Below are 16,146 nucleotides of genomic sequence, written 5' to 3' on the forward strand. Positions count from 1 at the left end.
CTATTTTTAATTGTTTTAAGGAGTTCATCCATGATTGTTGAAACCACTGCCCGCACCGGAACCATTTTAGTAGTGGATGATAACCCTACCAATATTCAAGTTTTGTTTGATATTTTAAGTGAGATTGGCTACCGAGTGGCGATCGCCAAAAGTGGGGAAGCTGCCTTACAACGCCTCCAGTCTTACCAGCCCGATTTGATTTTGTTAGATGTGATGATGCCGGGAATTGATGGATTTGAAACCTGTCAACGGCTCAAATATCAACCCGAAACCAGCGATATTCCGGTAATCTTTATGACTGCCCTTTCGGATACAGTGGATAAGGTCAAAGGGTTGAGTTTGGGTGCTGTGGATTATATTACTAAGCCTATCCAACATGAAGAAGCACTAGCTAGAATTCGAGTACATTTGCAACTGCACAATTCCCAACAAGTTCTCGAACAGCGCACCAGCGAACTCTCGCAAGCGCTAGAAGACTTAAAACAGGCACAGGTGCATTTAGTGCAGAGTGAAAAGATGTCTTCCCTAGGGCAATTAGTAGCAGGTTTAGCCCACGAAATTAACAATCCTGTCAACTTTATTTATGGCAATCTCAAACCTGCTGAAGAACATATCCAAGATTTGATTACTTTTGTTTCTTTATATCGGGAATATCATCCCGAAGCCCATCCGGAAATTCAAGCTTGGATGGAAGAAGTAGATGTGGATTATCTCACAGAAGACTTGCCCAAGTTACTCAATTCTCTCAAATTGGGGAGCGATCGCATCCGTCAACTGGTTGTTTCTCTACGCAACTTCTCGCGTTTAGATGAAAGCGAACTCAAACCCGCCGATATTCACGCAGGTATTGATAGTACTTTGCTGATTTTGCAACACCGCCTCAAAGGTAGCCCCGATCATCCCACAATTCAAGTGATCAAAGACTACGGACAATTGCCAATGGTGGAATGTTACCCCAGCCAACTCAATCAGGTAGTGATGAATCTGCTGAGTAATGCCATTGATGCGCTGGAAGAGTCAACAGTTAACACCACACCACAAATTACCATTCGCACCTTCGTAACCAATGATAACTGGATGACAATTGCGATCGCAGATAACGGTATCGGTATCAGAGAGGAAATCCGTTCTCAACTTTTCGATCCCTTTTTCACCACCAAACCTATAGGCAAAGGCACTGGATTGGGATTGTCTATTAGCTATCAAATTATTACTCAAAAACACAATGGCAAAATTTACTGTAATTCTACTCCTGGGCAAGGAACAGAATTTATCGTGCAAATTCCACTGCAGAAAGTAATATGTCAGATTGCTTAAGTAGGTTGGCGAAATTAAAGATAATTAGCTGAGGCTGTCATTGGTCATTGGTCATTGGTAAGGATTTCAAAATTATTTACGTTTCTTAACATAGCTGGGTTTATTTTTACTGACTTGCTTAATTTAGTCTTAGGTGTTTGGTGTTTGAGTTTTTTCTCATTTCCTACAATCCTCAATTACCAACTCAATATTTACTTTTATATACCAATAACTTCTTCTATGTTATGTTTATTGTCTTCATAAGACTTTGCGTCAGATAAATCTCCACCTACATTCTTATTATGATGTTGAAATTCCTCTAACAACTTGTAGAAAGTGTTAAAACCTTCTTGCTCACTTTTGCAATGGAGCATAATTATTTTTGCCCAAGAATTTGAAGTTGATACGTGATATTTCTTTTGTACCCAAGGCTGGAACTCTCGATAAAAATCCATTTCTTCTTTAGTAGCAGCAATTCCTAATTCTCTCAATGCTGTTTTGAAACCAACTAAGAAATGGAATAAATCGCTAACCGAAGCACTGCCAATATACATACCAGGTTTATTTCTAATCTTTTGCAAAATCTCAAATAACTTGCTCATCTCGATAACCTGCTGAAATCATCTAATTATTTATGAAATATCATCCAAATATTCAATTAAAAACTCTCCACTGGGGCATTCAAAATCATTACGCCAATCGTTAACAGTTAATCCTTGTGTTGAGAGATTATCAAATATTCTGTCTTTAACCTCCACGCCGTAATGAATACCATTTAACGTAATCGAATCAGTTATGCCCTGATTTTCTAGACGTGTACTAATTATATAATCCTCTCCAAAAGCTGTTTGAATTTTTATGATTCGTCCTTTAATATTATTTTTTTGTAACCAATGCATCACAGCATTAGCACATTCATTACATTGATATAAGCCAAAATTTGCTACTATTCTACCGATTGCCTGGTATATTTCCTCATCAGATAACGCACTCACCCACGCACCCGACCTTACATAATCAATTTGTTTACCTTAATTCAGCGTAAAGTGCTGATGCATCTTTTGCGATCGCCTGCGGTGTGAAACGGTGGAGAATTAGCTAATAATATAAGAGAACGCTTCACAGTTCTTAATTATTCAGCTTTACTAAAACAATGGCGAGAGATTTGCGGGGATTTATCAAACTTCTGGAAGAAAGGGGACAATTACAGCGAATTTCTGCTTTAGTTGACCCAGAGTTAGAGATTGCGGAGATTTCTAACCGGATGCTGCAAAAAGGTGGGCCAGGGTTACTGTTTGAAAATGTTAAAGGCGCATCCTTCCCGGTGGCGGTGAATTTGATGGGAACTGTGGAAAGGATCTGCTGGGCGATGAATATGCAGCATCCAGAAGAGTTGGAAACTCTGGGTAAAAAGCTGAGTATGCTGCAACAACCCAAGCCGCCAAAGAAGATTTCCCAAGCGATAGATTTTGGTAAGGTGCTGTTTGATGTCCTGAAAGCTAAACCAGGACGAGACTTTTTCCCCGCCTGTCAGCAAGTGGTAATTCAAGGTGAAGATTTAGATTTAAATAAGTTACCTTTGATACGTCCTTATGTGGATGATGCTGGGAAAATTATTACCCTGGGATTGGTAATTACTAAGGATTGTGAGACGGGTACGCCGAATGTGGGTGTGTATCGCTTGCAACTACAATCTAAAAATACCATGACCGTACATTGGCTATCGGTGCGGGGTGGGGCGAGACATTTACGCAAAGCCGCAGAACAAGGTAAAAAATTAGAAATTGCGATCGCCTTGGGTGTAGATCCCTTAATTATTATGGCTGCGGCGACACCCATACCTGTAGATTTATCAGAATGGCTGTTTGCTGGGCTGTATGGCGGTTCTGGGGTGCAGTTGGCTAAATGCAAAACTGTAGATTTGGAAGTTCCCGCAGATGCAGAATTTGTGTTAGAAGGAACGATTACACCAGGGGAAGTGTTACCAGATGGGCCTTTTGGCGACCACATGGGTTATTACGGCGGTGTTGAAGATTCGCCATTAATCCGCTTTCAGTGTATGACACATCGCAAAGATCCAATTTACCTAACAACATTTAGCGGTCGTCCACCCAAAGAAGAAGCGATGATGGCGATCGCACTTAATCGGATTTACACCCCAATTCTGCGACAACAAGTCTCGGAAATTGTCGATTTCTTCTTACCAATGGAAGCTTTGAGTTACAAAGCGGCGATTATTTCTATTGATAAAGCATATCCCGGACAAGCACGGCGAGCAGCTTTGGCTTTTTGGAGTGCTTTACCACAATTTACTTACACCAAGTTTGTGATTGTGGTTGATAAAGATATTAATATTCGCGATCCACGTCAAGTTGTCTGGGCGATTAGTTCTAAAGTTGACCCCACCAGGGATGTGTTTATTTTACCGAATACACCCTTTGATACTTTAGATTTCGCTAGCGAGAAAATTGGTTTAGGTGGACGCATGGGAATTGATGCTACCACCAAAATTCCCCCAGAAACCGAACATGAATGGGGCGCGCCACTAGAATCAGATCCCGATGTCGCCGCAATGGTTGATCGACGCTGGGCTGAGTATGGTTTAGCAGATTTGCAATTAGGCGAAGTTGACCCCAATCTATTTGGCTACGATATGAGGTGAATCAATCAATTTTAGATTTTGGATTGCCGATTTTAGATTGAATCCAAAATTTAAAATCTAAAATTCGTGATTTTGGATTGACTCAATAAATATTGTGGAAGGGATAAAATTTTAAATTGGTTTGGGGATAAGGTTAAATCTTTCTGATTTCCCATTCCCCTTTTACCTTTCCCCCTTCACCAATTATTCCGCAAACATCTGCACTGCATAAATCCGCCCATCTACACCAATTGCAATTCCGTAACCAAATTTGGTGTATTGAACTGCGAGAAGATTTTCTCGATGTCCATTGCTGTACATCCAACCGCGTTGAAATTTTTCGGCTTCGCCATAGGTTAAGCCGAAACCCTGTGTGTTGCTTTGCAGAATGTTTTCAGCCACGCCTTTACCAGGAGTACCGCCCAATGAAAGATAGCGATCGCGCGGACTTTTACCTTCCAGAGAGATATGACTAAAATAATTGCGCGCCAGCATATCTTCTGCATGACGTTGGGCAGCTAAGGAAAGTATGGTATCTTGTCGCAAAGTTGGTAAATAATTTAAATCGCGATCGCGGTTTACTATTTCTAGGGCGAATTCTCTGATTTCTGGTACAGAACGCAACTGTTCGGCATTCCAGATTGTAGCTTTTGGTTTGCCTATTTTCCAGTCTGCCCCACCATCGCCATTGTAAAGACCCGCAGCCAAAATTTTTTCTAATGAAAGTTCACTCCAGAAATAGTTAAAATCTAGCGGCTGTCCTCGTAAAGCCTGGTTAACAAAATGAAAAGTTGGTCTAGAAATGATTAGCGCTGTAAATAAGAAAAAATATCGCCACCAAATATCAACTTTGCTTTTTGTCCTCATTTTTATTTATCCAAGCTTTAAGGATGCACAAATTACTGTATAACTACAGATGCATACTGAACTGATTTCGCCGCAGTATAGTCAGCAGTATCACTGATATTTTGCCAGAAAAGCTTGTCTGAGGGAATGCCTGCGATCGCTATTGACTATTTTTTACTGCTCTGAGTTAAGGTATAGGTCGTCACTTTCATTACCGAAAAATCTCGATGTGAATATGCAGTTCAAAAACATCCTGGTAGCATCTTCCCTGTTGATTACTAGCTTTGCTATCCCTAACGCCGTTAGCGCCCAAAATCGTGGAACTCCTGGCCAGTTTGATTTTTACGTACTAACTTTATCATGGTCACCAGATTACTGCGCCAACAATGGCGATCGCGATCCACAGCAGTGCAAAGCAGGTAAAAAACTTGGTTTTGTCTTACATGGTTTGTGGCCCCAATACCAAAAGGGTTATCCAGCAAATTGTTCCTCTGAAAAATTACCGAAAAAATTAAAGCAAGAGTTTGCAGGTTTGTTTCCCAGTCCAAAACTTTATGACCATGAATGGGAAAAACATGGTACTTGTTCGGGTAAAACTCCTCAAGAATACTTAAAATTATCCAAGCAGTTAAAAGATTCTGTGGCGATTCCCACAGCTTATAATCGTCCTAGCAAACCTTTCCGCACTACTATTAATGGATTACAAAATTCATTGGTTAGTGCTAATCCAGAATTAAATCCTAATTCTATAGCGCCTTATTGTTCCGGTTCTGGAAGATTTTTACAAGAAGTATTCTTTTGCTACTCTAAAGACGGTCAACCTGGTGTTTGTAGTGAAGACATTCTCAAACGGTCTCGCACAAGTTGCGGACAAGCAGATTTTTTGGTGAGAAATGTGAGGTAGTCAAGGGTTGGAGAGACGCGATTCATCGCGTCTGTAATCAAGAGTCAAGAGTTAAATACTTTACATGAATTTCGGACATAAGGAGAAAAATTATCTTAATTGAAAATCCTTATGCATAGATGTTTCAACTAAATCATTGATATGGGTAGGGGCACAATCTTTTATGCCCCTATTATTATAGGTAACTCATGTGTGATATGCTCCAAGGTGGGAATTTTAAACTTTATGCACTACATTCATTTTTCGTAATTATTAGGTAAAAAAACGATAATTCCCTAAAAATCTTTGACTCTTGACCTTTGACTCTTTAGCCATGAACCCTGAAGCAGTTTACCGCAGCATTCTCACTCCTTTAACATTCATTAAACGCAATGCTAAAGTATATAGTCATAAAGTTGCGATTATATATAAACAAAACCGCTTCACCTACGCTGAATTTGCAGAACGGATAAATCGTCTAGCTTCAGCTTTGCGTCATGGGGGGCTAGAAAAAGGCGATCGCGTCGCCTTTTTTTGTTTTAATACTCCCCCCATGCTAGAAGCCCATTTTGCTGTACCTTTAGCTGGCGGTGTTTTAGTATCTATTAATACACGGTTAGCACCCCAAGAAGTCGCCTATATATTAAATGATTGTGGCGCGAAGTTTTTATTTGTTGATACAGAATTAGCAAATGTTATTCGACCAATTCAAGATAGTTTAACAACTGTCAAACAGATTATCAATATCAGCGATATAGCAGAATTCGAGCCTTTAGAGGGTGAAGATTATGAAGCCTTTATCCAAACTGGTAGCAATGCGGAATTACCTTGGCTAATTGCTGATGAAATGGAGACAATTTCTATTAATTACACAAGTGGCACTTCTGGCAAACCCAAAGGTGTAATGTACTCCCACCGCGGCGCATATCTGAATTCTTTAGGCGAAATTATTGAAACCACATTAACGCCTAACTCAGTTTATCTGTGGACTTTGCCCATGTTTCACTGTAATGGTTGGTGTTTTACTTGGGCGGTAACTGCTATAGGTGGTACTCATATTTGTTTGCGTAAATTTCACCCTAGTACTGTCTGGAATTTAATTGCACAAGAGAAAGTTACACATTTTAATGCTGCGCCTGTAGTTCTAATTTCACTCCTCAATCATCCCAACTGTCCGCAAGTTTTAGCAGCACCACTAACAATCACAACAGCAGGCGCACCACCGTCACCAACTTTGATTGCCAAAATTAGCGAAATGGGCGCGAAAATTATTCACGTTTATGGTTTGACGGAAGTATATGGCCCTTATACAGTTTGCGAATATCAATCAAATTGGGAAGATTTAGAGATTGCAGAAAAAGCCAAACTCATGGCGCGTCAAGGCGTACCCTATATAGGTGCAGATGGTTTGCGGGTTGTAGATAAAAATATGCATGATGTTCCTGCAGATGGACGAACAATGGGCGAAGTGGTGATGCAAGGAAATATGGTGATGACGGGTTATTATAACGACCCCAAAACCACAGAACGTGCATTTCATGGGGGATGGTTTCACAGTGGCGATTTAGCGGTAATGCATCCAGATGGTTATATTGAAGTGCGCGATCGCATGAAAGATATCATCATTACTAGTGGTGAAAATGTCTCTAGTATTGAAGTTGAACAATGCCTTTACCGTCATGAAGCAGTATTAGAATGTGCCGTAATTTCCATCCCTCATCCTAAACGCGGTGAAGTTCCTAAAGCCTTCGTTACCCTCAAAGAAGGAATGCAAGTTACAGAACAAGAATTAGTGCAATTTTGCCGCAGTCAAATTGCGGGTTTTAAATGTCCTAATGCGATTGAATTTACTTCCTTACCAAAAACTAGTACTGGTAAAATTCAAAAATATCTTTTACGCGAAAAAGCATGGGTAGGTCACGATAAAAAGATTTTTGGTGCTGAGGTTGATTGTTGATTATTCTGCTACTTTTCTATTTTTAATCATCAACAGCCCAATAACAATAAGTAGCGCTCCAAATATTAAAAAGCCTATATCCCAAGCTAACTGATTTGGCCCTGGTTTCACATGATGAATGCCGAGAATTTGATGGTCAATCAGCCCTTCCACGACATTAAATAAGCCAAAACCAAAAAGTATAGATCCCAGAAACGTTTGGGATGACCAAAGAACATCTTCACGCCCACCAGCACGCCATAACAAAGCTACCCCAACTACTGTGAGTAACCAATCCAGGGCATGAAATAATCCATCCCAGACCATGTTCAAATCTATATTTGACTCATTATTCAGTGGTCTTACATTACTTAACATATGATGCCATTGGAGGATTTGATGTAGTACGATGCCATCCACAAATCCACCTAAACCTAAACCCAGGAAAATACCAGCAGCAATTAGCGGTGTCGGTTGCTTGAGTTGCTCACTATTCGCCTCCATGCTCAACCTCGCAGATTAGCATTTTTACTACCTTAGAACTTTCACCAAAGGAATATCTTCTATCTAGAGGCAAATGCTAGCGTTGATTTGAAAGTAGAAAATTTCCTGTTAGGGGACTTCCAGAAATTAAATTATCCATTTTTTGCAGGGAAGACCATAATTATATTCTTCCTCCTCTGCTGCCTCTGCTGCCTCTGCCTCCTCTGCTTCCCAAAGCGATTGATTTTTGGAAGTCCCTAGGGAGTTTTTACAGACTCTAATTACCATCTCCAGGCATGATATAAATTGATATTCAAGAGCAATTTTCAAATGACTATTTACTTTTACAAGGTTTGGCAGCCTTATGGCTGTTTTTCTAACTTTTCTCCGCATGGAATTCAAATCCAGGGTACTTACTGGGCAACTGTTGAGCATTATTATCAAGCACAAAAGTTTGTTGGCAGTATTGATGCGGTAATTATACCCGCGATCCATAATGCCCCAACTCCCGAAGAAGCCGCTGCTTTAGGGCGATGTAGTAGTCGCCAACTCCGTTGTGATTGGGATATTGTCAAAACTCAGGTAATGCGAGAAGCTGTATTGAAAAAGTTTCTCACTCATGCTGAAATTCGAGACATACTGTTAAACACGGGTAGTGAAATCATAGTAGAGGATTCTCCTAACGATTACTTTTGGGGTTGTGGAAAAAATAAAACTGGTCAAAACCAACTTGGTAAAGTTCTTATGAGCGTACGTGAAGAAATCCGCAAGTTAGTCTCTGTGAGTACACTTACTGAAAAATACCTGTAATATTAATTACCAAAAAATACGCTAAAAATAATTTAAGGGGAATTTACTGATTTCCCCTTAGATTCTCTTGAAACAAATATTTTTAATGAGAAGAAAATCTTTTTTATCGCAAAATTAATTTAAATATCTGTATTTTTTTATACGACCTATAGATAAAAAATTAACATTTTCTAATTTGCATAGTATTACCGTATGCATCTATAAGAGCAAAGAGATAAAATAAATTACTTAATAATTAACTTTTTCTTAATCTTTCACCCTCGAGACTTCAGATTTCTCTAGAGAAATCAAAGTAAGCGTGAGTTAGCTAGACTTTTTTGATGCTGCTTTCCTTGCTTCTCGCAAGAGTGTTAAGCGGTCTCCAATCTAGTCTAAAAATGTCTTCTTTGACATGGAAGCAATTCCATAAAAGTTCCACTCACCTGCCGCTAACTAAATTTAATTAATATCAGGGTTTAAGAGTTTTATACAATTCTTTGAGTGTATATAACTAATGGTATTTACTAAAAAAACTGGTGAGGTGCAGCAAACTTTTGATCCAGAAAGTTTACTACACCGAATGACTAATCAGATTAGGCGATCGCTTGAACTTCCAGAAATATTAACAGCTACCGTTTCCGAGGTACGGTCATTTTTAAGTACAGACCGGGTGATGGTCTATCGCTTTGATGCGGATGAGAGTGGCGAAGTGATTGCTGAAGCGATCCACGAACAGCGTTTACCATCTCTGCTGGGCTTACACTTCCCTGCCAATGATATCCCACGGTACGCCAGAGAGATGTTTATAGCCGTGCGGCAACGGGCTATTGTGGATGTGTCTACAGGACAAATCGGCTTATCGCCCTTATATTTATCAACCAGCGACCCATACCAACAAACAGAGGATATCTACTATCGACAGGTAGACCCATGCCATATTCAGTACTTAACTGCTATGGGCGTACAAGCTTCGCTGGTAGTGCCAATATTACATCGCAATCTTACAGAGAAATCAGCAAAGCCAGAACTATGGGGATTGTTGGTATCGCACCACAGCCAACCCCGAACTATTTCCGAGTGGGAACTGAAAGTCATACAACAGGTTAGCGATCAAGTAGAAATTGCGATCGCTCAAAGCAATCTACTTAGCGAAGCCCGTTTTCAGCGACAACAAGAAGGGATTATTAACCAAATCAGTATCCTCTTGCATCAACTACCAACAATTCAATTGCAACAGGCTCTCAAGGCAACTATTAATGCTTTTGGTGGTATCGGTGGTAGGATTTACATCGAACAGAGTGGAGAACTGTACACCTGGGGCGATCAACCGAAATTACCTTACGAGTTAGAAAATAATGTCATTGAGCAGCATCCTGTATGGCAAAACTGGATAGTTCAATCCAAACCTAGCCAAGTTTGGGCAATTTCCGACCTTTATAAAGAACCCCATTTCCGGGTTTTAGCCTTAGCCTTTAAAGCAACTCCAATTCGGGGATTATTGGTAATTCCTCTACATTACCGCCAAAATCTTATTGGTGTTTTAACCATTTTTCGCCGAGAATTTGATACCGAAATCTTGTGGGCGGGACGCTGCGAGCAAAATCAGCGACAACAACTACCCCAACTGTCCTTTGAGGTTTGGCGAGAAGAAAGGAAAGGACAAGCGCCAGAATGGAAACCAGGAGATATCTTTCTGGGACAAGCCTTGTCTTCTCACTTCTCGATGGCTATTCACCAGCAGCAAATGTATCAAGAAGTGCAAGGCCTCAATAGTAACTTAGAACAAAGGGTAAAAGAACAAACTGCTGAAATTGAGAAATCTCTGCATTTTACCAAAATCATTAAGCAAATCACCGAGCAAATACGCAGTTCATTAGATTTAAATATTACCCTCCAAACCATAGTCAGGGAAGTGCGATCGCTGCTCAATTCTGATCGGGCGTTAATTTACAAAATCTTCAGTGAGTCTGATGGTTATGTGATTGTAGAAGAGATTCATGGTAAATATCCATCAGCTTTGGGAACCACAGCCCCTCAACAATGTTTTCCTGATGAGTATGCTCGTCTTTACAATCAAGGAAGAGTACGGGCTATTAATGATGTTTCCACTGCTAGTTTGAGTGATTGTCATCGGGAGTTCTTGGAAAATCTGCAAGTACAAGCCAACTTAATTATTCCCATCAAAATGGGTACGCAACTATGGGGTTTACTCATTGCTCATCAATGTAATGCACCCCGAAATTGGCAAGATGCAGAAATTCAGTTAATCCTACAACTAGCAGATCAGGCTGCGATCGCAATTCAGCAAGCACAACTCTATGAACAAAGCCATGCTGCTGAAAACCAGGCTAAAGCTAAAGCAGAACAGTTAGAGCGGACTCTACAACAACTGCAACATACACAAACACAATTGATTCAAACCGAAAAAATGTCCAGTTTGGGACAGTTAGTTGCAGGGGTAGCACATGAAATTAACAACCCTGTTAACTTTATTTACGGTAACCTCACTTACGCCAATGACTACACCCAACAATTACTGCAGCTTTTATACCTCTATCAATCACATTATCCTGAGCCAGATAGTGAAATTCTGTTAGCAGAAAAAACCATTGATGTCGGGTTTGTGGCAGAGGATTTGCCCAAAATTATCTCCTCTATGCAAGTAGGAGCTGAGAGAATCTACTCTATAGTGCTGTCTTTACGCAATTTTTCTCGTCTGGATGAGGCGGAATTTAAGCCTGTTGATTTACACGAAGGAATTGATAACACTTTATTAATTTTGCAACATCGGCTCAAGTCCAATATCAATTTCCCAGGGGTAAAGCTGATAAAAGACTATGGCGATTTACCATTAGTGAAATGTTATGCCGGACAAATGAATCAAGTATTCATGAATTTGTTCACTAATGCTATTGATGCTTTAGAAACACAAATTAAACACGATCAGTCTCTCATACCGTCAATTTGTATTTCCACGAGAGTTTCCGCAGATCAATCCTTTATCCTGATTCGGATTGCCGATAATGGTACAGGCATGACAGAAGAAGTTAAAAAGCGGATTTTTGACCCATTTTTCACAACTAAGCCTGTAGGCAAAGGTACAGGTTTAGGACTCGCTATCAGTTACCAAATTATTGTAGAAAAACATGGTGGCATTATAGAGTGTGTGTCAGAAGCAGGTAAAGGTACAGAGTTGTGGATTGAGTTACCTCTTAATCCCCTATGCAAAGTCAATCACCATTCTGCCCATTCGATAAAACTCAACTCGGAAAGATGGCAAATTAAACCTATTTTTTATAACTTAAACAATTCATGAGTTATTACTCATTCAGCTAAAACAATGAAGACTTTACTATTAGAGTTTTTCCAAAAATACTTAATATTTCGTCAATATCTATGAGTATTACAAGTAAACTTTAATGACCAAAAATTATCTAGAACTTTCCAGGTGGTAATCTAATAAATGAAGTTACTAAGCTTCCCTGGCAGATATAACAGCTGCATTTGGAGTTAAATTAAGAGGTAAAAACGCTGTTTAATTTACATCTGTCTCGTCAAAAAGCAGCAACACCCAACACAAAACCTGATATTTCCTCAAATACTTAAATTCAGGGGGCGCTGTCACTGGTTCTCATTGCTTTTTCATTAAAGTGATGAAATCGTAGTACATCCCTGGCTGTGTTACATAATTAGAGGAAAGTGTTCAGTTAGTAGGAGTTTGGGTGTTGTTGTTTTTAAAGGGATATTTCCAGTATTTCCAGCTAGTTAATCACGATTAAATCTCAATACGCTTGAGTTAAGCTCATTAGTGATTGATTTGTCACTTAAATAAAAAAGCCAGAACAATTGGGGGATTCTCCCCCAAACCCCCGATTGGGTGACGGTTGCGTCCCCCAAACCCCCTCCAAAATTATTGTTCTGTTTTTTTGTTGAGTAACTAGTTTTTTGGTTTTGTGATCAATTAATTTTCTTAACCCAAGCGTATTGGATTAAATCTCTCTTATCTATGCACTAGCGGAAACACCCCTATTTTTAAGAAAGTTACAGTGACAAAAATTTGACTACTATCGATGAAAATAAAAATAGGGTTTTGACTCAGCAACGCTACTGGCTTTAAGGCGGGAAACCCCTAAGGGTGCAGTGTCTGCGCCTTTTGGTTACTCTTGGGAGAACTCGCAGATTAGCCGCAGAAGCTTCAACAGCACTCTCAAGCCGATGGATTGCGTCTTTTCAAGTTTTGCGATCGTTTGCGATCGCTTCCGAATTATTGCGTTTACACTTTGGATTTGAGATATGAAGTCATTGAGAGGCCACTAAGATGCCTACCGATTATGTTCTCTTTGTCCACGGTGTCAAAACTCATGAAAGACCAGCATTTGAGAAATTATGCAATATCTTGCTGAATCGCATTCAAAATTCTATCAACGATAAGTCTAGAGTTGTGAAGCCGATTTATTTTTTCTGGGGAGATCTGAATTTGGCTGCACAAAGGGAATTAGTCACCAATATCAAAGATTCTCCCAAATGGAACGACTTTTGGTTTAGAGATTTTCGCACAGAACAGATTCTTGAGTTTGTCGGTGATGCTGCACTTTACTTAAGCCGCCATGTTGGTACCCAGGTAGTACAAAGATTCAAGTCTGAGGCTTTTAGTGTACTACAAGGTGCCAATACTAGCGATCGCCTCCATGTAATCACTCATAGTTGGGGAACAGTAATTTTATTTGACATCCTCTTTGCTCGTCGGTGGGAATCTCGCGACTTAGAAGATGAGACAATCAAACTGGTTAAGGATCTGCGTAATGTCCTGTTTGGTTTAGATCCCAATCCTCAAACTGGAATCCCCCTAGCTAGTATCCATACAATGGGTTCACCACTAGCGCTGTTCAGTCTGTTGAATATTAGCGGTAATGTCAATGGAGTGAGTACCCACGATTTAACACCCGATCTGCGAAGATTTTTACAAAATCTCTATAATTTGCGAAAAAAGCCGCTAAATTGGCGTAATTTCTCTCATCCTGGCGATCCCATTGCCTACCCATTAGAAGGCGTGATGTCAATGCTTTTAGACGGTAGCACTGATTATGTGAATACTCAGGATGTAATTACAGACAAGGGTAATATTTTTAACCGTCCTTTTAGCCAAAGATTAATCCCACTCATTTGGGGTGGTGAAGCTCATGGAAGCTACTGGGATAATCCATTAGTTGGTAAAACTATTAGTGAAGTCATTCAAGCAGCAATTTAAGTCAAGTAAACGGAGTGAGGGAATAGGAAAGAAAGGTCGGTTAAGGGAAAAAAGGGGAATGGGAAAAGGAAAAGAAACTTTTAACCCTTAACCTTTAACATTTTCCCAATACTATAAGGGCATGACAGTGGCGTGCCCTTAAGAATAATATACTGTCGCCAACATGATTTAAATTGCGATCGCAATGCCAACTTCTGAGTGATGTTTTAATCCCGTTGCCAGGTTTCATTAATTAAGAATTTAGGTACGTTACCCTCGTAATAACGCACCTAAATTCCTAATTAAGAAATAGATTAACCCATTGCTTGCACAGCAGTAAGCATAAAATTCAATCTTTGATCAAACTCTAGCTTTTTAACTTGTGCTGTAAATTCCTCTGTGCCATTAGGAAGCTGATAATCAGAAGGCATTGGGATGATGGTTCCATTTTCCATTCCTTGTGCTAACAGCAACCAAACCTCTAGTTTGGCATTAGGACTGAGCGCGTTGTAACCACGGTTAATTTCACCACTACCACCCTTAATGAGGTCGCGTTGTGCTTGCAATTGCTCTTGTTGAGACAAGTCTTGAATGTGATCGAACACAGCTCTCGCTGGAGTATCAACGCTGTTAGGAGGCGCTGGGTTGAGCTGTGGTTTCAAATCTAGGTAACCGTACCAAAGTAAAGCGAGTTGAGTATCTACATCAAAGCGTTGAAATCTTTCTAAAGCTGGTCTTGTGCTTTCGTCAACTGTGTAGGTCATAAAAACTCCAAATTAGGCGAATTTTCTTAGCATTTGCAGTTACTAAGAAAAATTTCTTTTAGTTACTCCACATAACTTAACGAATGATTCTAGAGGCATAATCCTACAAAAGATAGAAACAATACTTACGCTGACAGACAGATGTAGATACGTTAGGGATTTCCAAGAAATAAATTATTCCATCTTGTGGGGCGGGCATCTTGCCCGCTACATAAACTGGGCGGACAAGATGTCCACCCCACAATACATACTGGGATATTTTTTTATTTGGAAGTCCCTTAATCGGCATTTAAGTTTCTCATCTGGGCGGGCAAGATTCTCACTCCACAAAAGATTGAGAAAGTTTAATATGTAATTAGATGTGTTTTGTATTACCCTCTGAAGAACACCAGAGTAAGTTACTGAATTTACTGAGGAAAGAGGTTATAAAAAATAAAAATCAGAGAAAAATAACAAATGACAAATGACAAAGCGCAAAGTCTGGGCGGAGGTTTCCTCCGATCAGAACTTTGTAAGAGAGGACAAATGACAAATATCAAATCCCCAATTATTAGATTAGAAAATATCTTTAAAGTTTACGGTAGCGGCGAAACGGAAGTCAAAGCACTTAATAATGTGAATTTGGCTATCGATGAAGGTGAATATTGTTCAATTATGGGGCCTTCTGGTTCTGGTAAATCTACAGCTATGAATATCATCGGCTGTCTGGATCGCCCTACTTCTGGGAGTTACTATTTAGATAATGTTGATGTGGCGCAAATGAATGATAAAGCATTGGCGCATATTCGCAATATTAAACTAGGGTTTGTCTTCCAACAATTCCATTTATTAACCCAATTGACAGCCTTAGAAAATGTGATGTTACCAATGGCTTATGCAGGAATCAATGCTCAAGAAAGACGCGATCGCGCTACGGAAGCTTTGATTAAAGTCGGCTTAGAAAAGCGTCTGAATAACAAGCCCACGCAACTATCAGGCGGACAACAACAAAGAGTAGCGATCGCGCGTGCTATTGTCAATCGTCCTGTAGTTCTGTTAGCGGATGAACCCACTGGCGCACTCGATTCTCGCACTACTCAAGAAGTCTTGGATATCTTTAGCGAGTTAAACGCCAGTGGGATTACAGTTGTCATGGTTACCCATGAACCAGAGGTAGCGCGTCAAACTGCGCGCATAGTTTGGTTCCGCGATGGTGAAGTTATTCACTCTCACCTCACCCCAGCGGATTTAAACCAGATGGCGATGTCTTAGGGACTCAATAGTTGTCGGTTAAGGGGAAAG

General features: G+C 40.0%; 14 protein-coding genes. 9 read left to right on the plus strand and 5 right to left on the minus strand.

Going from position 1 to position 16,146, the window contains the following annotated elements:
• The first annotated feature begins 30 nt into the window (after positions 1–30).
• Entirely contained in the window at positions 31–1,317 is a 1,287-nt protein-coding gene (locus HGR01_RS30615) for a sensor histidine kinase (RefSeq protein WP_045868464.1), read from the plus strand.
• A gap of 197 nt (positions 1,318–1,514) precedes the next feature.
• Here HGR01_RS30615 and HGR01_RS30620 read toward each other — a convergent pair whose 3' ends face one another.
• Both HGR01_RS30620 and HGR01_RS30625 read right to left on the minus strand, forming a co-directional pair.
• A complete protein-coding gene (locus tag HGR01_RS30620; RefSeq protein WP_045868463.1) occupies positions 1,515–1,898 on the minus strand; it encodes a hypothetical protein in 384 nt (127 codons plus the stop codon).
• A 30-nt stretch (positions 1,899–1,928) separates the two neighbouring features.
• Entirely contained in the window at positions 1,929–2,291 is a 363-nt protein-coding gene (locus tag HGR01_RS30625) for a papain fold toxin domain-containing protein (protein ID WP_045868462.1), read from the minus strand.
• 158 nt (positions 2,292–2,449) lie between these two features.
• Between HGR01_RS30625 and HGR01_RS30630 the strand changes: the two genes are divergently transcribed.
• Positions 2,450–3,958: a UbiD family decarboxylase gene (locus HGR01_RS30630; protein WP_045868461.1), complete on the plus strand. Its 1,509-nt coding sequence runs from the start codon at positions 2,450–2,452 to the stop codon at positions 3,956–3,958.
• Positions 3,959–4,141: 183 nt separating this feature from the next.
• On the opposite strand, the gene HGR01_RS30635 is transcribed toward HGR01_RS30630, so the two are convergent.
• Positions 4,142–4,804 carry a CAP domain-containing protein gene (locus HGR01_RS30635; RefSeq protein ID WP_045868460.1) on the minus strand — a complete coding sequence of 221 codons (663 nt, stop codon included), beginning with the start codon at positions 4,802–4,804 and terminating at the stop codon, positions 4,142–4,144.
• Positions 4,805–5,018: 214 nt separating this feature from the next.
• On the opposite strand from HGR01_RS30635, the gene HGR01_RS30640 reads away from it, so the two are divergent.
• On the plus strand, positions 5,019–5,687 hold the full coding sequence (locus HGR01_RS30640; RefSeq protein WP_045868459.1) for a ribonuclease T2 family protein: 669 nt from the start codon (positions 5,019–5,021) through the stop codon (positions 5,685–5,687).
• A 313-nt stretch (positions 5,688–6,000) separates the two neighbouring features.
• A complete protein-coding gene (locus tag HGR01_RS30645) occupies positions 6,001–7,623 on the plus strand; it encodes a long-chain-fatty-acid--CoA ligase (protein WP_045868458.1) in 1,623 nt (540 codons plus the stop codon).
• On the opposite strand, the gene HGR01_RS30650 is transcribed toward HGR01_RS30645, so the two are convergent.
• Positions 7,624–8,106, minus strand: coding sequence for a DUF2243 domain-containing protein (locus tag HGR01_RS30650; RefSeq protein WP_045868457.1), 483 nt, complete (start codon positions 8,104–8,106; stop codon positions 7,624–7,626).
• Between the two features lie 309 nt (positions 8,107–8,415).
• Here HGR01_RS30650 and HGR01_RS30655 point away from each other — a divergent pair, with 309 nt between their 5' ends.
• The 4 genes from HGR01_RS30655 (at position 8,416) to HGR01_RS30670 (ending at position 14,122) form a co-directional block, all read left to right on the plus strand.
• On the plus strand, positions 8,416–8,895 hold the full coding sequence (locus HGR01_RS30655) for an NADAR family protein (protein WP_045868455.1): 480 nt from the start codon (positions 8,416–8,418) through the stop codon (positions 8,893–8,895).
• A gap of 493 nt (positions 8,896–9,388) precedes the next feature.
• On the plus strand, positions 9,389–12,190 hold the full coding sequence (locus HGR01_RS30660; protein ID WP_081583903.1) for a GAF domain-containing protein: 2,802 nt from the start codon (positions 9,389–9,391) through the stop codon (positions 12,188–12,190).
• An 824-nt stretch (positions 12,191–13,014) separates the two neighbouring features.
• Positions 13,015–13,164 carry a hypothetical protein gene (locus HGR01_RS30665; RefSeq protein ID WP_168160933.1) on the plus strand — a complete coding sequence of 50 codons (150 nt, stop codon included), beginning with the start codon at positions 13,015–13,017 and terminating at the stop codon, positions 13,162–13,164.
• A gap of 28 nt (positions 13,165–13,192) precedes the next feature.
• A complete protein-coding gene (locus HGR01_RS30670; RefSeq protein ID WP_045868454.1) occupies positions 13,193–14,122 on the plus strand; it encodes a hypothetical protein in 930 nt (309 codons plus the stop codon).
• Positions 14,123–14,415: 293 nt separating this feature from the next.
• On the opposite strand, the gene HGR01_RS30675 is transcribed toward HGR01_RS30670, so the two are convergent.
• Complete coding sequence (locus HGR01_RS30675) at positions 14,416–14,865, minus strand: orange carotenoid protein N-terminal domain-containing protein (RefSeq protein ID WP_045868453.1); 450 nt, start codon at positions 14,863–14,865, stop codon at positions 14,416–14,418.
• A gap of 525 nt (positions 14,866–15,390) precedes the next feature.
• On the opposite strand from HGR01_RS30675, the gene HGR01_RS30680 reads away from it, so the two are divergent.
• The gene (locus tag HGR01_RS30680) at positions 15,391–16,116 is read left to right on the plus strand and encodes an ABC transporter ATP-binding protein (protein ID WP_045868922.1); all 726 of its coding nucleotides are present in this window, start codon (positions 15,391–15,393) and stop codon (positions 16,114–16,116) included.
• Positions 16,117–16,146 lie beyond the last annotated feature (30 nt).

The organism is Tolypothrix sp. PCC 7712, assembly GCF_025860405.1.
Taxonomy (GTDB): domain Bacteria; phylum Cyanobacteriota; class Cyanobacteriia; order Cyanobacteriales; family Nostocaceae; genus Aulosira; species Aulosira diplosiphon.